This window comes from Bacillus sp. FSL K6-0972, assembly GCF_037976035.1.
GTDB lineage: Bacteria > Bacillota > Bacilli > Bacillales > Bacillaceae > Bacillus > Bacillus haynesii.
Map to the genome: position 1 here is coordinate 2,151,052 of NZ_CP150260.1, position 20,434 is coordinate 2,171,485.

Here is a 20,434-nt window from a genome sequence, read left to right on the forward strand (position 1 = left end):
GGCGATCATATTCCGCGTCCAAGCGCCGTCGCGGTGACGAGGGTTAAAAAAGGCCGCCTGTCAGGCGGCTTTTCGTTTCATTTTATTCCTTATTTTTCGGCATATCGGCATGGATTAAATAATGAATCAACGCTTTTTGCTCCTGTTCGGAAAAGCCGCTTTTGGCGTCGATCCAGAATTCATGCCCTTTGCCGGTTACTCTGACCGCTTTTAAGTCGGGCGATTCTGAATTGCTTTTAACAACCTGCTGTCTTAAGTCTCTGTCGATCATCGCCAGCAAGCTGTTATAAGGGTCCGCCTGCTTGCCTTTCATGATCGTCTTTGGTATGCCTGTCTCTTTCAATGAGCTTCCCACTGCAACCCCTCCGTCGTGCAAATAAGGAGCGCGCCAGTAAACGCCGATCAGACTCGGCACTTTGTACCCGCCTTTGGAATCTCCCTGCGCCCACGAAAGCTTGATCTGTTCGGGGGCAAACCCGGCTGTCGGGACTTTCAGAATCTTCGGCTTGCGCGGCAGAGGCACCGGTGTGTCAGGCGAATGAATGAGGCTTTCCCCAAAAATGTTTTCCGTTTTCTTAAAAGACTGCGCTCTTGTTGGCTCGGTTCCGACTTTTTCAACCGAGATGACCTTGTTGTTCGTCAAATACCGGCCGGCATGGCAGGATATGCAGCCCGCTTGTTCAAAAACTCGCCTGCCGCGCCTGACGGTTTGGCTGTCGGTTTTTTGCTGCGGATCAGGTGGTCTAAGTGTATTTTGCCAGGCAGACACAGCGTTGTTTTCTTCATTTACTTTGCGTCCGGACGAGCTCACAAGCACGCCGTCGGGCGCCGCCAATGTGATGTTAGGAAAGCTCGGAGGCTTGACCATTTGGTTGACGCCCGGCACTCCGGGAGTGGGATCGGCTTTTTTGAAAAAAGCAGTCGGACTTTCCCCTTTTTTCGGCTGATACCTGTATGTTGAGGCGGGAGCCCTTTGCAGGATCGTCCCGATATAAACATCTTCGCTCATGCCGAAAAGCGCCCGGCTTGCCGGGGCTTGTGAGAGGCTGTCCGAATTTTGCGCATGAACATTATTGCTGAACACAGTCAAGCCTTTAAACGGACCGGCCATTGCCGCACCGCTCCAGCTGTACGGATGGTCGCCCAATGTATAGGCATCCGGAATCTGCGTGGGATTGCTTTTCATATCGATCGTCGAGTCGAAAAAACCTCTCGGCCACTTCAGGAAGATACGATCGACTGCATCTTCGAGGCGGTCCGGATCGGGAAGGCGTTCTTTTTTGCCGTTTCTCGCGGTGATCACAGGGCTTTTATCATTCATAAATTGTTTAATGTTATCAATTTCGGCATGTGTAAAATATGCCGCTGAATTCGTCGCCAGCGCCAGCATCAGTCCTGTATTTAAATCTGGGTTTGTCACGCCTTCCATCACCTTCATCGTTTTTGGATCGACTGTGGCGTGGCAGGCCGCACAGCTGATGCCGGCTTTGATTTTTCCGTCAGCGTATTTGAAAGGCATGCCGAGGGGTGCATAAGCCCCTTTTGCAACATCAATGCCGGTGTCGATCTTCTCGCCTTTTTTAAAGGTTTTCCCGCCGACCTTAACGGTTTCCGCCAATTCGATGCGCAAGTTCGTCGTCCCTTTGCCTTTCAATCCAGCAATGGCTTTTGTCATGTTGGCAGCTGTAATGGGACCATCAAGCAGTCCGACGATATCTGTTAAAAACATTTCATTACCGAATGTTTCTTTATAAAATGTCTCCCGTCCCAAGTCGAGAAGACGGTCATCAACCTTTACAGCCCCCTTCCCTGCGGACGCGGGCTTGTCCGAAGTAAATGTCCCCCATAGATCGTATCCGTGAAATCGTTTTTCTTTTGAGATAACTTTTTCTTTAGGAGGCATATATGCATATTCCGGTTGAAGGTGTCTGACCGTGATATAGCCAATAACGGCTAAAATTGCGATGATAGCAAATGCGGCTAACCATTTATGTTTCTTCATCATTTTCCCCCTTTCTAATTGAATAGGCTTCCCAAGAACAGGCGGGATTCATTTAGAACGTATTACCAGCTATAACTTCAGGCGCCCCATGCCAGAATATGCATACGATGGAATTAAAGGAATGAGGCCATTTTGAAAAAGCTAAGCATTGTATTTGTCATTTTCATATGTGCGCTGGTTTCATTCATCATATGGCTGAATGCCGGGGATGAAAAATTGGGGCTCTCGGATGAAGAAGCGGAGGCCGTCAAACCCTCCAAAAAACCGGTCATTGTCCTCATCATCGACTCTTTGATGGATCAGCCTTTGAAAAAAGCGATTCAAGAAGGCCGCGCCCCGGCATTGAAATTCTTTCTTGAAAACGGTCATTATGAACCTGAAGTGGTGAGCGCGTATCCGACCATGTCTGTCACGATTGACAGCACGTTGCTCACCGGAACTTATCCGAATATCCACCGCGTTCCCGGGCTCGTCTGGTATAACCAAGGCGAAAAGAGAATTGTAAATTACGGGAGCGATAAAAAAGAAATCGCTGCGCTCGGCATAAAACAAACGATCGAAGACGGGATATATTCTCTCAATCACCGCCATTTAAACCGAAAGGTGACAACGGTACATGAAGATTTGCAAAAGCAAGGAAAACAGTCGGCATCCATCAACGGGCTCATATACAGGGGACCTGACCGCCGCGAATTAAACATCCCGCCCCCGCTCAAGAAGCTTAAATTGATGCCCGAACAAATGACGGTAAGCGGGCCGGCTCTTTTTTCGTTTGGGCGCTTTGCCCAGCTTGATCCTGACAACCCTTACCACCATATTTGGCAGGGTTATGGGGTTAACGACAAGTTCACGGCACAGGAAATGGCCTATTTAATTAAAAAGAAGAAGCTTCCTGCGCTGACTGTCGCCTACTTGCCCAATTTCGACCACGATGCACACAAAAAAGGGCCGATGGATATGAAAGGCCTCGAAAAAATGGACCAGCAGTTGCAGCGTATATTGAGTGCATATGATTCTTGGCGTGATGCGGCCGAAAAAGCGGTATGGGTCGTCATGGGAGACGGTGGGCAGACACTGATCGGACGCGATAAAGACAAGGCAGCCATCCGGCTCCATTCGCTTTTTAAAGGATACCGGATCGCTAAAATAAACGAAGGCCCCGATCGAAAAGACCAGCTTCTTTTTGCGGTAAACGACAGAATGGCATACATTTATGTAACGGACCGAAACAGGCAGCTGCAGGATGCCGTCAATGAATTGAAAAAAGACGAACGGATCGCTTTCACAGCATGGAAAAAAGACGGCTGGATATACGTCGATTCGAAGCGTTCCTTAAAACCGCTGCGGTTTCGTCCAGAAGGCGGTTATCAAGATCCTTACGGGCAGTCATGGACGATCAGCGGAGATTTTTCTTTATTGGACCTTAAAGCAGACGGCACATCGATCCGGTATGGCGATTACCCGGATGCTCTTGCCCGCCTGTACAGCGCCATGCATTCGCATCGCGGACGGTTTGTGATTGCCGATGCGAAACCCGGATTCCAATTTGCCGGCGAAAAGTCTCCCCTCCATTTTGGCGGAGGCGGCCATGGCTCACTTTATAAAACGGATAGCTTGGCTCCGATGATCATCGTCGGTTCGGAAGAGGTTCCAGCACATCTTCGCCACCTTGAATTGAAGGATTTTTTTATGAAGCTCGTACAATGACCCGGTCATGTCATCAATGATCGGGTTTTTTCTTTTTCCTAAGTTTCTTCTTTGACATTCTTTTATTGTTCTATGTATGATAATATCGTGTTTTAGTTTATTTACTTAATTAATTAAAATGGAGAAGCAGGTGCTTTTATGAAACAAGATAAAGTCGGCCGCGAGACCGTTGAGCAGTTGATCGAAGCTTTCAGCCGGCTGCGGTATGCGGAAATGAAACAGTCTTTTCCTTCAGTTGAATGGAAAAAGACTGAGGCAAAAGCGCTGATGTTTTTAAATGAAGCAAACGGTGAAGGAAAAATGGCATCTGAAATCAGCCGCGCTCTGCATGTTACCTCTCCCTTCGTCACGCAGCTGTTGAACAGAATGGAGAAAAAAGGACTCGTTTCGCGGCGCATGGATGAGGATGACAGGCGGATCGTCCGGATTTTTCTAACCGATGAAGGAAAAAAAGCGGCGGACGATGCGCTTAAAGGGCTGAACCGATGGTTCTTGCAGCTCACTCGATTTCTGGGCGAGGAGGAAAGCAGGCAGTTCGCCGATTTGATTTATAAGTTATCCGAGTTTATCGAACACGGAGAAAAAACAAGTGAAAAGAAGGTTGAAAAATGATCTCACTCTTAAAATATTTAAAGCCCTATAAGCTGCAAGTGATTCTTGTCGCTGTTTTCACTTTGCTGAGCAGTGTGCTTGAGCTTTATTTGCCGACGTTAATGGCTGATGTCGTTGATGTCGGAATCGTGAACGGCGACATGTCATTCATTATGAGAACCGGCGGCTGGATGATCGCCTGCTCCCTTCTGGCTATTATTATGACTGTCGGAAAAGCGTTTTTCGCTTCGAAAACAGCCCTCGGCTTTGGAAGAGATATCAGGCGCAAGCTGTTTGTCAAAGTTGAACACTATTCAATGGATGAATTCGGAAAAATCGGTTCTGCTTCTCTCATTACCCGTACCACAAATGATGTCAAGCAAGTCCAAGATGTGCTCAACATGATGCTTTCGTTGATGACGAGAGCGCCGTTAATGCTGGTCGGCGGTATTGTGCTTGCCGTTTCCAGAGATGCCAAGCTGTCGATTATATTTCTGGCCGCTCTCCCGATACTTGCGGGGCTGATTTTTCTCATTACAAGAAAAGCTGTCCCCTTATTCGGCGTCCTTCAAAAAAAGACGGATCGTCTCAACCTTGTTCTCAGGGAAGGTTTAACGGGCGTTCGCGTCATTCGCGCGTTTAACCGCGTTGATCAAGAAAAAGCCCGGTTTCAAAAGGCGAACGAAGAATTTCGCGATACAGGCATCGCTGTCAACAGAATCATGGCTTTTCTATTCCCTGTCATGATGATTATGATGAATTTCACGAACATCGCGATTATCTGGTTCGGAGGCATTCGCATCGATCAAGGCAGCATGCAGGTCGGGAACTTAATGGCTTTCCTTCAATATGCATCCATGATTTTAATCGCGCTGATCATGCTTGCGATGACATTCGTGATGATCCCAAGGGCTCAGGCATCTGCCGACCGCATTAACGAAGTGCTGTTAACATTGCCTTCGATTACCGATCCGAAAGAGCCGCAGAAAGACAGCGGCTTGCACGGTTATGTTGAATTTCAGAATGTGACTTTTCGTTATGCCGGAGCCGAAAAGCCCGTTCTCGAAGATATCACGTTCAAAGCAAAGCCGGGTGAAACGACTGCGATCATCGGTAGCACAGGAGCGGGAAAAACAACGATTCTTCAATTGATCCCGAGATTTTTCGATATTGAAAAAGGGACAGTGCTTGTCAACGGAACAGATGTCAGAAAGATGGCGCAAAAGGAACTTCGCGCGAAAATCGGCTATGTCCCGCAAAAAGCTTCAATATTCAGCGGGACGATTAAGGACAATATCCGATTTGGTAAAGAAGATGCAACAGATGAAGAAATTTTGGAAGCACTTGAAACGGCACAGGCTGCCGAATTTGTGGAAGGCAAGGAAAACGGAATTGAATCAGATATCGAGCAGGCCGGAGCCAATCTTTCAGGCGGCCAGAAACAGCGGCTTTCCATCGCCCGGGCATTAGTCAGAAAACCGGAAATTTATTTATTTGACGACAGCTTTTCGGCGCTTGATTACAAAACGGATCAAAAGCTGAGAAAAGCCCTGAAGAAAACAACCGCTGATGCCGCTGTCATCATCGTTGCCCAAAGGGTAAGCACGATTACGGATGCAGATCAAATCATCGTATTAAATGAAGGAAAAATAGCCGGCATCGGCACCCATCAACAATTGCTTGCTGAAAACGGCATTTACCAGGAAATCGTGGCATCACAGCAGGCTGAGGAGGAAAGCGCATGAGCCAACAACAAAAGCATCACGGCTCTATACCCAAAGGAATGCATAAGACAAAGCCGAAAGAATTTAAAAAGACCCTCTTGAGATTGGCCCGCTATTTAAAACCGCGGACCTTCCAGCTGGTGCTCGTTGTTTTTGCTGCAATATTTGCGACGTTGTTTAATGTCATTAGTCCAAAACTTCTCGGGGATGCGACCTCTTCCCTTTTCGCAAGCTTTACAGAAGGCACCGGTGTTCAATTCGGTTTTCTCGGCCGGATTACGATGATCCTGGCAGGGCTGTATCTGCTTTCTGCTCTCTTTACGTTCTTGCAGCATTACCTGATGGCCGGCGTAGCCCAGAAAACGATATACGAAATGCGCCAGGAAGTGAATGAAAAGCTGACACGGCTCCCTTTAAAATATTATGACAAGCATTCGCACGGCGACACGCTCAGCCGCGCCGTCAATGATATTGACAATATCAATACGTCATTGCAGCAGGCGCTGACGCAAATGATTACATCCGTCATTACGATAGTCGGAATCATCGTCATGATGCTCCTGATCAGCCCTGTGCTGACGCTCGTCGTCTTCATCACGGTTCCGCTCAGCATGCTTGCTGTCCGGTTTATAGCCTCATTTTCGCAGAAACACTTCGGCGCGCAGCAAAAAGAACTCGGCGACATCAACGGACATGTTGAAGAGATGTTTACAGGACATCAGGAAGTAAAGGCATTCGGGCATGAAGAAAAAGCGATTCAGCAATTCGATGAAGTGAATGAGCGTCTTTACCAGTCAGGCTGGAAAGCGCAGTTTATTTCCGGTCTGATGATGCCGATGATGACATTCATCGGCAACCTCGGCTATGTGTTTGTCAGCATTACCGGCGGTATTTTTGTTCTTAACGGCACCCTTTTGATCGGAGGCGTGCAGGCTTTTATCCAATACACGCAGCAATTTTCACAGCCGCTCGTTCAAGCTGCCGGAATTGCGAATACAATCCAATCGGCAATCGCATCCGCCGAAAGGGTGTTCAGTCTTTTAGACGAAGAAGAGGAAACTGAGGAGACGCCGGCTTCCATCGATACCGGCATATTAAAAGGCGATGTATCGTTTGAACGTGTCGCCTTCGGTTATGATGAAAACGTTCCGGTCATCCGTGATTTAAGCCTCCATGCCAAAGAAGGCCAAACGATTGCGATCGTCGGACCGACTGGCGCAGGAAAAACGACGATCATCAATTTGCTGATGCGGTTTTATGAATTAAACAAAGGCAGCATCAAGGTCGGCGGCACAGATATCAGCGAGCTGTCGCGCGAACAGGCAAGAAGCATGTTTGCGATGGTTTTGCAGGACACATGGCTGTTCAACGGCACCATCCGCGAAAACATCGCTTACGGGCGTGAAGGCGCGACAGATGAAGACATCATCAGAGCGGCAAAAGCCGCCTATGCCGACGATTTTATCCGCACCTTGCCGGACGGCTATGATACGGTACTGGGCGAAGATGCCCAAAACATCTCGCAAGGGCAACGGCAGCTCTTGACGATCGCGAGAGCCATTTTAGCTGATCCGAAGATTTTAATATTGGATGAAGCGACAAGCAGTGTCGACACCCGGACGGAAATGAATATTCAAAAAGCGATGAGCAAACTGATGGCTAACCGTACAAGCTTTGTCATCGCCCACCGCCTTTCTACCATTAAAGATGCCGACCTGATTCTTGTGATGAAAAACGGAAATATTATTGAAAAAGGCAGCCATGAAGAGCTTCTCCGCGAGAACGGATTTTACGCCGATTTGTATAACAGCCAGTTCTCCCGGGAAGAAGCCGTCAGCTAAAAGATTGAGGCCGTACCTGATCAGGTGCGGCCTCATTTTTTTCATCCATCTCTGAGCTGATGTTCCCGCAGTTTTTCAGCATACCTCGCCTTTTTTCCTTTTTTAGATCCGATACTTTCGGCCAATTGACAATTTTTTCATTATGTGTCCGTTGAAACCGTTATAAAAATAGTGATAACGTAAAGATTGAACCGGTTCATCATATATCTACGATTCATTTAAAGGAGAGAGTTGACTGTGGCAAATTCAAATTCACTTCAATCAAGCAAGCACTATGCCAATTGGATTCCGATGAAAGAAATCAGCTCCAGTAATGACCGGCTGTTTCCGTTCCCGATTTATAACCGGATCAGAAAGACGTCTCCTGTGCGTTACGATGATGAGCGAAAATGCTGGGATATCTTTTCGTATGAAGACGTTCAATTCGTGTTAAAAAACCCGAAGCTTTTCTCTTCAAAACGCGGCGGTAATATGGAAGGAAAAAGTATATTAACAATGGACCCGCCGAGGCACACAAAAATGAGGGCCATCATTAATAAAGCTTTTACGCCGAAAGCGGTGAAAGAGCTTGAGCCGCATATCGAAGAAGTGACGGCTTTTTTATTTAACGAAGCGAAACAGAAAGATTTGTTTGATGTGGTGGATGACTTGGCTGCTCCTCTTCCCGTCATTATCATTGCTGAACTTTTAGGCGTTCCGTCTGAAGACCGCCTCATGTTTAAACATTATTCAGACATCCTTGTCGCAGGTGCGGAAGACCGCTCGGCTGAAGCCGCCGAACAGATGTACAAACGACGTGAAGAAGGCAATCGGTTTTTAGCGGATTATTTTAAAAACATTATCAAGCAGCGCAAAAAAGAGCCGAAAGACGACCTGATTTCGCTTTTGCTGCAGGCGGAAGTTGACGGCAAGTCGCTGACAGAAGAAGAGCTGCTGCATTTTTGCATCATTCTTTTGGTCGCAGGCAACGAAACGACAACCAATCTGATCGCAAACAGCGTCCGCTATCTCACTGAAGATAAAGCCGCACAGGAAGCCGTAAGACAAAATCTGTCCCTCGTTCCTGTCTTTGTTGAAGAAACACTGCGTTATTATCCGCCCGTGCAAGCGATCGGCCGCACGGCAGCTGAAGACATTGACATCAGAGGCGTTCGGATTGAAAAAGGTTCCACGGTAATCAACTGGGTCGCTTCAGCGAATCGTGACGAACTTAAGTTTGACAATCCTGACAGCTTTAAGCTCGATCGTAAATCAAACCCTCATATGAGCTTCGGCTTCGGCATCCATTTTTGCCTCGGCGCTCCCCTTGCCCGGCTTGAAGCGAAAGTCGCACTCGATTACTTGCTGCGGCATGCATACATGGAAAGGGAAAGCTCAGAGGAGCTTGAAGCGATTCAAAGTCCGTTTGTCTTCGGCGTCCGCCATCTCCCCGTACGCCTTTCACAAAAATAGCACGAAAAAAGGACAGGCTGTTTCAAACCTGTCCTTTCCCTATTGTTTAAGGATTTGTAGACCACATGCCCGCTGATTTAATGAAAATGCGCGGATGCAGTTTGAGCTGGGCAACCATATATTCCGCCAGATCTTCAGGCTGCATGACGCGTTCCGGATTGCCGTCTGTTAATTTGGAATCGATTGCTAGATCCGTCGCAACCGTGCTTGGTGTAAGGGCGCTCACGCGGATATTGTGCTTTCTGACTTCCTGCATCAGCGATTCGGTCAGCCCCAGTACAGCGAACTTAGACGCGCTGTAGGCGCTTGTGCCGGCTGCTCCCCTTTGGCCTGCTGTAGAAGAAATATTAATAATATCGCCGGCTTTTCTTTCGATCATTTCAGGAAGAACGGCGCGTGTTACATTGTAAACCCCCATCAGATTAACCTGGATAATATTTTCCCACTCTTCAGGAGATTGCTCAAGAAATCCTGCAAACCCGCCGATCCCGGCATTGTTAATGAGAATGTCAATTTGTCCAAGCTCTTCTTTTACGGATTGGACTGCACGTTCTACAGCTGATAAATCCTTTACGTCAGCTGCGGCTACAGATACTTTTACTCCGAACGCCTTCAATTCCTCTGCCGCTTTTTCAAGATTTGCAGCTGTACGGCCGATCAGGCCGATATGTACGCCTTCTTTTGCAAGGGCAATCGCTGTTGCGCGGCCGATCCCTCTACCCCCTCCTGTAATCAGAGCGGTTTTGTTTTGTAAAGATTGCATATGAAAAACTTCCTTTCTCTATGTATCACACATTTTAAATTATAGGAAAATAAAATACGCTTTTGCAAATATTACGACTTGCGAAGAATGACTGGCCGGCGCAGCTGGCACCATCCGCAAACCGTACGGATTAAATTGCCCCTCGTTATATTCGAATTGTGCATCTGTTACAGCCAACATCGAGGGATTCTCTGCTCGCATGAGGAAATGAAAAAAGAACCTGGATGGTTTTACCAGGATCTTTTAATATTGCACAAAAACAGACGCGATGATATAATCAGATCACGTATGTTTTGATTTAAATGTCATAGATATCCCATCTTACATTTTAAGTCTACCATATCGAAAAGCTCTTGTCAAATTTTTTTCGAAGGAGAGATGCAGAATGAGTCATTTGGTTCTCGGTTTTCACGAAATGGAAAAAACACAGCTTTTGCTTGTCGGGGGAAAAGGGTTAAATTTAGGAGAATTAGCAAAAATTCAAGGAATACAAGTACCAGAAGGATTTTGTGTCACAACAGCAGGATTTCAAAAAGCCATCAAACAAAACGAAACGTTTCAAGCCTTGTTGGATCAACTGGCAATGCTTAAAGTTGAGGATCGAGATCAAATTGGTGAAATCAGCAGGAAGATTCGACATACCATTATGGAAGTCGAAATTCCTTCCAATGTTGTGAAAGAAGTGACTCGCTATCTCTCCCGGTTTGGCGATGAACATGCTTATGCCGTACGATCTAGTGCGACTGCTGAAGATTTACCATATGCCTCTTTTGCCGGTCAACAAGACACCTATTTAAATATCATCGGAAAAGAAGCAATCTTGCAGCATATCAGCAAATGTTGGGCTTCCCTGTTCACGGAGCGCGCGGTCATCTACCGCATGCAAAATGGATTTGACCATCGTCAAGTTTATTCATCCGTTATCATTCAAAGAATGGTTTTCCCGCAGGCTTCAGGGATTTTATTTACCGCTGATCCGATCACTTCCAACCGAAAACTGCTTTCAATCGATGCCGGTTTTCGACTTGGGGAAGCACTGGTCTCCGGCTTGGTCTCTGCCGATTGTTATAAAGTGCAAAACGGGCAAATCATCGATAAGAGAATAGCAGCCAAGAAATTGGCGATCTATGGGCGAAAACAAGGCGGAACAGAGACAAAGCAGATCGATCCTGATCAGCAGACGTCTCAAACACTCACTGACGGGCAAATTTTACAACTGGAACGCATCGGAAGACAGATCGAAACTCATTTCGGCCAGCCGCAAGATATCGAATGGTGTTTGGCTGATGATACATTTTATATTGTTCAGAGCCGGCCGATCACGACTTTATACCCGATCCCTGAAGCGAATGATCAAGAAAATCACGTCTATCTATCTGTTGGTCATCAACAAATGATGACTGATCCCATAAAACCATTGGGATTGTCTTTTTACCTGTTAATTACTCCTGCACCTATGCGTAAGGCCGGTGGGAGGTTGTTTGTTGATGTTGCACCTAGGCTGACTACACGTGTCGGCCGTGAAACTTTATTAAATAGCCTGGGATCCGATCCGCTCATAAAAGGCGCACTCATGACCGTAATAGAGCGAGATTTTATAAAATTGTTACCAAATGATCAAACAGCACCGATTCCGGACAGAAGGAATACGGATATCCTGGCACAATTCGAGAACGATCCGACAATCGTTTCAGATTTGATTAAGCGCAGTCAAACATCGATAGAAGAGTTAAAACAAAACATCCAAGCAAAATCGGGATTGGATTTGTTTGATTTTATTCTGGAAGATATCCAGCAATTAAAGAAAATCTTATTTGACCCGCAAAGTACGGCAGTATTTATGGCTGCTATAAATGCTACATCATGGATCAATGAAAACATGAACGAGTGGTTAGGTGAAAAAAATGCAGCAGATACTCTTTCTCTATCTGTACCCAACAATATTACTTCGGAAATGGGTCTGGCGCTAATGGATGTCGCGGATGTGATTCGCCCTTACCCAGAAGTGATTGATTATTTGGAGCATACAAAAGAAGATAACTTTCTGGATGAACTAGTTAAGTTTGATGGAGGAAGGGAAACCCGAGACGCTATCTATGATTTTCTCAGCAAATACGGAATGCGATGTACCGGAGAAATCGATATTACAAGAACTCGTTGGAGTGAAAAACCAATGACACTTGTTCCCGTGATTCTTAAAAACATCAAGAACTTTGAGCCCAATGCCGGCAATCGAAAGTTTGAGCAAGGGCGGCGTGTTGCTTTGGAAAAAGAACAAGAGTTAATAGAGCGATTGAAACTATTACCGGATGGTGAACAAAAAGCCAAAGAAACAAAACGAATGATCGGCCTCATCCGGAATTTCATCGGCTACCGGGAATATCCAAAATACGGCATAGTAAGTCGCTACTTCGTTTATAAGCAGGCTTTGCTGAAAGAAGCCGAACAACTCGTACAAGCGGGCGTTATTCATGAAAAAGAAGATATATACTACCTCACTTTTGAAGAACTTCACGAAGCCGCACGCACAAAAAAAATAGATGACCAGATCATCAGCATACGAAAAGACGAGTACAAACTATATGAAAAACTAACTCCGCCACGTGTCATTACGTCTGATGGTGAAATCATTACAGGTGAGTACAAACGAGAAAATTTGCCGGCTAATGCGATTGTAGGTCTACCTGTTTCTTCCGGAGTGATAGAAGGAAGAGCGCGTGTTATTTTAAACATGGAAAATGCCAATCTGGAAGATGGAGATATATTAGTCACCTCCTTTACCGACCCTGGCTGGACACCATTATTTGTATCCATAAAAGGCCTGGTCACCGAAGTTGGCGGACTGATGACCCACGGAGCAGTTATCGCACGCGAATATGGCCTGCCGGCAGTTGTCGGAGTGGAGAATGCTACTGGGCTGATAAAAGATGGGCAGCAAATTCGCGTGCATGGCACAGAAGGGTATATCGAAATATTGTAATGCTGTCCGCTGCCCATAAAAAAACGGGAGTCGACGATGCATTAAAAGAACTCTTCAGATTTGGAGAGTTCTTACCTTTTTATCCATCAGGGAAAGGATTCGGGCATGATTCTTTTCAGTCAGTACATCCGCCGGCGAAACAGGTGAAATATACCTGTAATAACGGAATGGCTTGACCGAAAGGATCATCAATCCCCTTCCCTCCCCTCTCCCCCTTTTCTCACGGCACTTCCCTGCCATTTCATAATCATCCATACGTTAACTTGAAAAGATGAACCTGACAATTTTATTGTAAATATGGGTGAAACCGAGTATACTCATATAGTTGCCAATCATGAAGAAAAACGATGAACGGCGGTGGAGACACGTTATTATATAAGATGAAAAACGAGAGAAGCAAATTAGGACCCCGGATATTCGGGAGTCCTACATATAATTTGTCGTCATGTTTTTGGGTAAATTGTATTACAGGAGGTTTGATATGGAGAAAAAGTTTAATTCAAAAGCAATATTAGTCACCTTCATGATTGGTGCATTTTTTGCAATATTAAACGAAACGCTGTTGAACATAGCATTAACAGAGCTGATGGAAGTCTTTCACGTTGATGCCCCGACTGTTCAATGGCTGGCAACCGGATTTATGCTTGTCATGGGTGTTTTAATGCCTATTTCCGCTTTACTGATTCAATGGTTCACGACAAGACAAATGTTTATCGGTGTTATGTCGACCTTTTTAGTGGGAACCGTCATCGCCGCTTGTGCAGTGAATTTTCCGATGCTCTTGACTGGGCGCATGATTCAGGCAGTCGGTACGGGGCTCTTGATTCCCATTATTATGAACGCCCTCTTGCTGATTTATCGGCCTGAAGTCCGCGGGAAAATCATGGGAACGTTCGGGCTGGTCATCATGTTTGCTCCGGCGATCGGACCCACTCTTTCGGGCGTTATTGTTGACATCCTCGGCTGGCGCTGGCTGTTTATCATCGTCATTCCTTTTGCAGTATTTTCAATCCTGTTTGCGATGAAGTATTTGCAAAATGTCGGAGAAACGACGCGTCCGCGGGCTGATTTTTTATCGATCGTTCTCTCAACCATCGGGATCGGCGGAATCGTATACGGATTCAGCAGTGCCGGGGAGGCTCCGGAAGGATTTCAGTCCCCTCTGATCATCGGTGTGATCATCATCAGCCTGATCAGTATCGTGTTGTTCGTGCTTCGTCAGTTGAAGCTTGAAGAACCATTGCTGGATGTGCGTGTGTTCACCTATAAAAATTATACGCGCGGGGTCTGCCTTTTTGTAATTGTCATTATGGCGATGTTCGCTTCCGAAATTGTGATGCCGATGTATTTGCAAGGACCGCTTGGCTTTTCAGCAAAAGCAGCAGGTCTTTTGCTTTTGCCTGGGGCCTTGCTAAACGGTCTCATGTCACCAGCCATGGGCGCTTTATTCGATAAGTTCGGGCCGAGAAAACTCATCATTCCGGGTACGATCGTTCTCGTCGGCGTGATGTTTTTCTTCAGCAGGATCAATCCTTCGGTGCCGGTTTGGGCGTTCATTATTGTGTACATCATCTTGATGCTGTCCATCTCAGCCATCATGATGCCCGCGCAGACGAATGCATTAAACGAATTGCCGAAGCATTTATATCCTCACGGAACAGCAATTTCCAATACACTTCAGCCTGTTGCAGGCGCACTCGGTGTTTCGGTGTTCGTCAGCATCATGAGCCAGGGCCAGAAAAGCTATCTTGCCGGGCAAGAAGCCGTCAGCAAACAAGTCGTGCATGAAGCGATGACTCACGGTGTTCACCATGCCTACTGGTTTGCGCTCGCTTTATGCTGTATCGCTTTCTTTACCGCTTTATTTATTAAAAAAGCGGTCGCGCCTGATTTTGATCAAGAATAAACAGAAACTTAAAGGATGTCCTTTCTAGGGGCATCCTTTTTTATCGTTTTTTCTGCCGCGATTCTTCCGGCTCTTATTTTCAGAATTGACGAGATTTTGTGATATAATGCTAGAATCATATTCATTTTATCGGAAAGGAACGGATTCCATGGAGTCATATGTTCATCAAAAAGACGGGATTTTCAAATCCGTATGTTCGCTCGACTGCCCGGATCAATGCGGGCTGCTCGTTCATAAAAAAGACGGAAAAATCGTTAAAATACAGGGCGACCCGGACCATCCGGTCACACAGGGCAATATTTGCAATAAAGTCCGCAATATGACGGAGCGTATTTATGACCCCAAACGGCTGGAAACCCCGCTGAAACGGACGGGTCCAAAAGGAGACGGGATATTTGAACCGATCAGCTGGGATGAAGCGATTGAAACGATTCGCACCCGCTGGCAGTCGCTCATTGAACAGGAAGGGCCCGAAAGCATTCTGCCCTACAGCTTTTACGGCAATATGGGGAACTTGACGGCTGAAGGAATGGACAGGCGCTTTTTTCACCGCCTCGGATCGAGCCAGCTTGACCGGGCGATTTGCACCCCTGCCGGTTCTGTCGGCTATAAATACACGATGGGCGGAAGCATCGGCACCGACCCTGAAGATACAACGGAGACAAAACTGTTTATCTTTTGGGGGATCAATGCGGTCTCAACTAACATGCATCAAATTACCATTGCTCAAAAAGCCCGTAAAAACGGTGCAAAAATCGTTGTGATCGACGTTCATAAAAATCAGACCGGCCGGATGGCAGACTGGTTTATTCCGATTCGCCCCGGCACGGACAGCGCGCTTGCGCTTGGCATCATGCATGTCTTATTCGAGGAAAATTTGGCTGATGAATCATTTCTGAAAGAATTTACAGTCGGCCATGAAGAACTACGCCGTCATGTGCGGCAATACGACCCCGCCACAGTAGAGGCGGTCACCGGCGTATCCCGGAATGATATCATCGAGCTCGCCCGCCTGTACGGCCGCACCTCCCCTTCACTGATCCGGATCGGCAACGGTCTTCAGCATCATGACAATGGAGGAATGATTGTTCGCACCATCGCGTGCCTGCCCGCGATCACGGGCCAATGGACGAAAAAAGGAGGCGGAGCGATCAAAGGCAACACGGCATTTTTGGCCTATAATACAAAAGCTTTGCAGCGCCCCGATTTATTAAAAGGCAGAACGCCGAGAGTCATCAACATGAATCAGCTCGGCAAAGCTCTCTTAGAAACCGAACCTCCGATCCGTTCGCTGTTTGTGTACAGCAGCAATCCGGCCGTTGTCGCGCCTGAGGCAAACAAAGTCAGAAAAGGGCTTGAGCGCGAAGATTTATTCACGGTTGTTCACGATTTATTCCTGACGGAAACGGCACGTTATGCCGATATCGTTCTTCCGGCTTCTTCCGCTTTCGAAAATACGGATTTCTATACATCATATTGGCACCATTATGCACAAATTCAGCAGCCTGTTATTGAGAAATACGGTGAGAGCAAGTCAAATACAGAAGTATTCAGGCTTTTGGCTGAGGCGATGGGCTTTGATGATGAGCCGCTGAAAGATTCCGACGAGGAGATGATCAGACAGGCGCTTGATTACCCTGATAATCCGTGGCTCGATGGCATTGACTACGACAGCCTGACTGAAAAGCATTTTGTCAAAGCAAATCGGAAAACGATTTTTCCTGATAAACTGCCAACGCCTAGCGGAAAAATTGAATTGTATTCAAAAATGTTGGAGCAGCACGGCTATCCGGGTCTGCCGACTCATACCCCGCTTGTTGAAACAGACGAGTATCCATTTTTATTTGTGCCCGGACCGAATCACAATTTTTTAAATTCGACCTTTTCAAACAATGAAAAGCATATCAAATTAGAAAAGGAGCCGAAACTTCACTTAAATATAAAGGATGCCGAAGAAAAAGGCATCGAAAATGGAGATTTGGTGAAAGTTTGGAATGACCGCGGATCATGCATCCTGCCCGCTGCCGTCGGAGAAAACGTCCTTCCGGGCGTGGCTGTCAGCCAAGGGTTATGGGCGGATGCAGAAGGGAAACATTATCTCGTCAATGCGCTGACGCCCGATCGTTTAGCTGATATGGGCGGTGGTGCAACTTTCTTTTCTGGAAGAGTTCAAATTGAAAAAATATGAACGTGTACAAAAGACCGGTTGTAACAAACCGGTCTTTTTTCACTTTGTCTTCTTTAAAGTTTTGGCATAATCGGCGGCAAACGCCGTGCTGTTTTTCAAAAACTTGATAATGGTTTGCAGTTCTTCCTCTGAATATCGACTTAAAAATCCGGCAGATTCTTGCGCCAAGTCTTGAAATATATAGGAGATCTTCTCCTGATTTTCCGGGATCAGTTCGACTAGAAGACGCCTTCTGTCAGACGAATCCCTGGTGCGTCTGACATAGCCCGCTTTCTCAAGACGGTCGATCACTCCTGTGATCGCTCCCGTTGTCAGTCCGCTTTTTGCGGCAAGCTCCCCCGCTGTTACTTTACCTTCCCGCGAGATGATCTCAAGGCATTTATGATCCGTTCCGTTCAGCCCGATTTTCTCTCCGATCGCCTGGTGCAGAAAAATGGTTGCGGTGCTGTGAAATCTCAACTGCTGTATCAGCTCGTTGACCAGCCCTTCTCCTTCAATATGATTTGTTCTTGACATTGGTAACACCCTTCTATAAAATCATTATGTCTTAGCAGCTAAGATATTTATTTCCTGATATAAATAATCATAACAGGATGAAGCGTCTATGCCAAACGCTGCTTTAGAACGAATTTATTTAAAGGAGAATAGATTGATTTGTCACAAACTCAAAATCAAAAATTAGGATTTGTTGTAGCAGGACTTTTGCTTGCCATTCTGATGGCCTCGATGGACAATACCATCGTTGTCACGGCAATGGGAACAATCGTCGGCGATCTAGGCGGACTCGACAGCTTTGTCTGGGTTGTATCTGCCTTTATGGTCGCTGAAATGGCCGGTATGCAGATATTCGGCAAGCTGTCGGATATGTATGGCAGAAAACGTTTTTTTCTCTTTGGCAGCATCGTTTTCATGGCGGGATCAGCATTGTGCGGAACGGCTACAACCATTGAGCAGCTCAGCATTTACCGCGCGATCCAGGGAATTGGCGGAGGGGCGCTTATTCCGATTGCTTTTACGATCATCTTTGACATTTTCCCGCTGGAAAAGCGCGGTAAGATCACAGGACTTTTCGGCGCAGTCTTTGGCCTCTCAAGCATTTTCGGACCGCTCATCGGCGCCTATGTCACTGACTACATCAGCTGGCACTGGATTTTTTATATGAATCTGCCGCTCGGTATGGTTTCTTTTGTTTTCATTCTTCTATTTTACAAAGAGACGAAACAGCATGAAAAGCATCGTATTGATTGGCTCGGGGCGATCACACTCATAGGGGCGGTCGTATGCCTCATGTTTGCGTTGGAGCTTGGCGGCGAGAAATACGCCTGGGATTCGAATGTCATCCTTACCCTTTTCGGAAGTGCAGCCGTCTTATTGGTTTGCTTCCTCATGATCGAACGCAAGGCCAGTGAACCGATCATTTCGTTTCATATGTTTAAAAACCGATTGTTTGCTGGCAGCACGCTTGTCGCCTTATTTTACGGAGGGACATTTATTTCGGCGACCATCCAGATTCCGATCTTTGTTCAAGGTGTTTACGGAGATTCGGCGACAAACTCCGGACTGGTTCTTTTGCCGATGATGCTCGGCTCTGTCGTATCAGCCCAGCTTGGCGGATTTTTAACGACAAAAATGAGCTATCGGAACATTATGCTTATCTCCGGACTGGTTCTCGTCAGCGGATTTTCTTTATTAAGCACGCTTAACATGGACACTCCGCGTTTATTATTAACCATTTATATGATCGTCGTCGGCTTGGGAGTCGGTTTTTCTTTCTCTGTATTAAGCATGGCAGCTATCCATCATTTCGGTCCGGAGCAGCGCGGCTCAGCGACTTCTACGAGCAACTTTATGCGCTCTCTCGGCATGACGATCGGCGCCAGTATGTTCGGGATGATTCAAAAAAACCACTTTTCAGAACAGATGGAAAATATGTTTAAAAACACCGGCGCTTCAAATCCCGTTTCACCGAATGATGCCAACCAGATTTTATCAAGTGCCCGGGCATCCATGCCGCCGGATGTTTTAAATCGCATTACAGATGCGCTGTCAAATTCGATTGTTCATACGTTTACTTGGGCGATTTTCCCTGCAGCGGCCGCCTTTTTGCTGGTGTTTTTCATGCCGAATGACAGGGTGAAAGCGAGAGCAAATAAGCAAGTGAACAAAGCGGGCTGAATATCTAACTTTGCAGAGCTTTCTTTTTTCTCAATTTTGAAATCAATAAAAGCGGAATCGGCACAATGCCGAATAAAACGGCCGCATGATAGCCGATCATGTCGCCGAGAGAAAATACATCTTCGACATTTTTGGGCGTCATCGCGAGCAAATACATCACCGGAAGCAGGCCGAACATGATCGGTCTGCTCTTTTTCTTAAAAATTTGCGAAAGCCCCAGGGATGCAGCGTAAAATGAGACGGAAAAAGTCGCAAACAGCTGCATAATCCAGATGACAAGGAGCAGCGATTCAAAACGTTCAAATATCAAACCGGGCATTTCAAAACTGCGGATCAGGTCGAGCGACGGCCATGTCATCGCGGTCACCCCGTCAACTGACAGCCCTCCGATCACGAATACGACCGTTGTTAAGTAAAAGAGCATCGCAATGCCGATTCCCATGACAACGACTTTGACACCATCTTTCGGCTTTTTCATAAACGCCAAAAGGAACACCATCACTTCTGCGCTAATAAACGAAAGCGTTGTCGCTTTTGTCCCCTTTAATGCCGGCATGATGCCTTTCCCAAGGACAGGCCGCAGGTTATCCAGTTCAAATATGCCAAAACTCATAAATACCACGGTTAAAAAGAAAAGGATTGTAATCGGAAAGATGATTTCAAACAAACGGGCAAGCGACCCCATTCCGTCTTTTATCGAATAAAATCCGACCCACATCATCGACATGACGATCGCCCAAATCGGCGTTTGCTGCAGCAAAAAAAAGGTGATGACTTCTGCCATGATTCTGGCTTCAAAAGCTGCAATCGCTACGAAATGCTCAATGAAAAGTAAGCTGATCACAATACTGAGCCACTTTCCGACAATGTCTTTCCCATATTGAAAAAATGTTTGCCCGGGATAATCCTGGCTTAATTTTGTCATAACCACTCCGGCTGCCGTTGTGACAATTCCGCCTAATAGGACGGAAATCCATACATCCGGCGTGCCTGCTTCCTCTACAGCAGTTCTTGGCAGGATGAGAATCCCCGCCGCCATAATATAACTGACTATGACAACGATTGCCTGAGAAGTCGTGATTTTATCTTCGGAACGGATCATTGC

General features: G+C 46.5%; 13 protein-coding genes. 9 read left to right on the forward strand and 4 right to left on the reverse strand.

Translation table 11 applies throughout. From position 1 onward, the window contains the following. Nucleotides 1–82 precede the first annotated feature (82 nt). Entirely contained in the window at nucleotides 83–2,005 is a 1,923-nt protein-coding gene (locus MKX80_RS10740; protein WP_154996758.1) for an electron transport protein, read from the reverse strand. Between the two features lie 129 nt (nucleotides 2,006–2,134). On the opposite strand from MKX80_RS10740, the gene MKX80_RS10745 reads away from it, so the two are divergent. The 5 genes from MKX80_RS10745 (at nucleotide 2,135) to MKX80_RS10765 (ending at nucleotide 9,317) form a co-directional block, all read left to right on the forward strand. Beyond that, nucleotides 2,135–3,709, forward strand: a complete 1,575-nt coding sequence (locus tag MKX80_RS10745; protein WP_326207867.1) for an alkaline phosphatase family protein — start codon at nucleotides 2,135–2,137, stop codon at nucleotides 3,707–3,709. A gap of 138 nt (nucleotides 3,710–3,847) precedes the next feature. Next, a complete protein-coding gene (locus MKX80_RS10750; protein ID WP_268342898.1) occupies nucleotides 3,848–4,321 on the forward strand; it encodes a MarR family transcriptional regulator in 474 nt (157 codons plus the stop codon). Next, on the forward strand, nucleotides 4,318–6,045 hold the full coding sequence (locus MKX80_RS10755) for an ABC transporter ATP-binding protein (RefSeq protein ID WP_268344713.1): 1,728 nt from the start codon (nucleotides 4,318–4,320) through the stop codon (nucleotides 6,043–6,045). Before MKX80_RS10750 ends, MKX80_RS10755 begins: the two co-directional genes overlap by 4 nt. Beyond that, nucleotides 6,042–7,865, forward strand: coding sequence for an ABC transporter ATP-binding protein (locus tag MKX80_RS10760; RefSeq protein WP_154999813.1), 1,824 nt, complete (start codon nucleotides 6,042–6,044; stop codon nucleotides 7,863–7,865). The genes MKX80_RS10755 and MKX80_RS10760 overlap by 4 nt, the downstream gene beginning before the upstream one ends. A gap of 237 nt (nucleotides 7,866–8,102) precedes the next feature. Continuing rightward, the gene (locus MKX80_RS10765) at nucleotides 8,103–9,317 is read left to right on the forward strand and encodes a cytochrome P450 (protein WP_154999812.1); all 1,215 of its coding nucleotides are present in this window, start codon (nucleotides 8,103–8,105) and stop codon (nucleotides 9,315–9,317) included. Nucleotides 9,318–9,363: 46 nt separating this feature from the next. On the opposite strand, the gene MKX80_RS10770 is transcribed toward MKX80_RS10765, so the two are convergent. Further along, entirely contained in the window at nucleotides 9,364–10,080 is a 717-nt protein-coding gene (locus tag MKX80_RS10770) for a 3-ketoacyl-ACP reductase (RefSeq protein ID WP_154999811.1), read from the reverse strand. A 385-nt stretch (nucleotides 10,081–10,465) separates the two neighbouring features. On the opposite strand from MKX80_RS10770, the gene ppsA reads away from it, so the two are divergent. From ppsA to MKX80_RS10785, 3 genes are all read left to right on the forward strand, one after another. Then, nucleotides 10,466–13,060 carry a phosphoenolpyruvate synthase gene (gene ppsA, locus MKX80_RS10775; protein WP_268342895.1) on the forward strand — a complete coding sequence of 865 codons (2,595 nt, stop codon included), beginning with the start codon at nucleotides 10,466–10,468 and terminating at the stop codon, nucleotides 13,058–13,060. 481 nt (nucleotides 13,061–13,541) lie between these two features. Then, nucleotides 13,542–14,966, forward strand: a complete 1,425-nt coding sequence (locus MKX80_RS10780; RefSeq protein ID WP_268342894.1) for an MDR family MFS transporter — start codon at nucleotides 13,542–13,544, stop codon at nucleotides 14,964–14,966. A 148-nt stretch (nucleotides 14,967–15,114) separates the two neighbouring features. Further along, the gene (locus tag MKX80_RS10785) at nucleotides 15,115–17,154 is read left to right on the forward strand and encodes a molybdopterin oxidoreductase family protein (protein WP_326207866.1); all 2,040 of its coding nucleotides are present in this window, start codon (nucleotides 15,115–15,117) and stop codon (nucleotides 17,152–17,154) included. A gap of 39 nt (nucleotides 17,155–17,193) precedes the next feature. On the opposite strand, the gene MKX80_RS10790 is transcribed toward MKX80_RS10785, so the two are convergent. After that, nucleotides 17,194–17,670 carry a MarR family transcriptional regulator gene (locus tag MKX80_RS10790; RefSeq protein WP_216928747.1) on the reverse strand — a complete coding sequence of 159 codons (477 nt, stop codon included), beginning with the start codon at nucleotides 17,668–17,670 and terminating at the stop codon, nucleotides 17,194–17,196. 201 nt (nucleotides 17,671–17,871) lie between these two features. Here MKX80_RS10790 and MKX80_RS10795 point away from each other — a divergent pair, with 201 nt between their 5' ends. Beyond that, the gene (locus MKX80_RS10795) at nucleotides 17,872–19,329 is read left to right on the forward strand and encodes an MDR family MFS transporter (protein ID WP_339228569.1); all 1,458 of its coding nucleotides are present in this window, start codon (nucleotides 17,872–17,874) and stop codon (nucleotides 19,327–19,329) included. A gap of 4 nt (nucleotides 19,330–19,333) precedes the next feature. Here the strand turns inward: MKX80_RS10795 and MKX80_RS10800 are convergent, their stop codons facing one another. After that, on the reverse strand, nucleotides 19,334–20,431 hold the full coding sequence (locus MKX80_RS10800; protein ID WP_154999804.1) for a spore germination protein: 1,098 nt from the start codon (nucleotides 20,429–20,431) through the stop codon (nucleotides 19,334–19,336). Nucleotides 20,432–20,434 lie beyond the last annotated feature (3 nt).

What these genes read in the sequence shown, in the direction of transcription:
- MKX80_RS10780 (WP_268342894.1), top strand. Translation starts at nt 13,542, where the DNA reads ATGGAGAAAAAGTTTAATTCAAAAGCAATATTAGTCACCTTCATGATT.
- MKX80_RS10740 (WP_154996758.1), bottom strand. Translation starts at nt 2,005, where the DNA reads ATGATGAAGAAACATAAATGGTTAGCCGCATTTGCTATCATCGCAATT.
- MKX80_RS10795 (WP_339228569.1), top strand. Translation starts at nt 17,872, where the DNA reads ATGGCCTCGATGGACAATACCATCGTTGTCACGGCAATGGGAACAATC.
- MKX80_RS10800 (WP_154999804.1), bottom strand. Translation starts at nt 20,431, where the DNA reads ATGATCCGTTCCGAAGATAAAATCACGACTTCTCAGGCAATCGTTGTC.
- MKX80_RS10750 (WP_268342898.1), top strand. Translation starts at nt 3,848, where the DNA reads ATGAAACAAGATAAAGTCGGCCGCGAGACCGTTGAGCAGTTGATCGAA.
- ppsA (WP_268342895.1), top strand. Translation starts at nt 10,466, where the DNA reads ATGAGTCATTTGGTTCTCGGTTTTCACGAAATGGAAAAAACACAGCTT.
- MKX80_RS10770 (WP_154999811.1), bottom strand. Translation starts at nt 10,080, where the DNA reads ATGCAATCTTTACAAAACAAAACCGCTCTGATTACAGGAGGGGGTAGA.
- MKX80_RS10785 (WP_326207866.1), top strand. Translation starts at nt 15,115, where the DNA reads ATGGAGTCATATGTTCATCAAAAAGACGGGATTTTCAAATCCGTATGT.
- MKX80_RS10755 (WP_268344713.1), top strand. Translation starts at nt 4,318, where the DNA reads ATGATCTCACTCTTAAAATATTTAAAGCCCTATAAGCTGCAAGTGATT.
- MKX80_RS10760 (WP_154999813.1), top strand. Translation starts at nt 6,042, where the DNA reads ATGAGCCAACAACAAAAGCATCACGGCTCTATACCCAAAGGAATGCAT.
- MKX80_RS10790 (WP_216928747.1), bottom strand. Translation starts at nt 17,670, where the DNA reads ATGTCAAGAACAAATCATATTGAAGGAGAAGGGCTGGTCAACGAGCTG.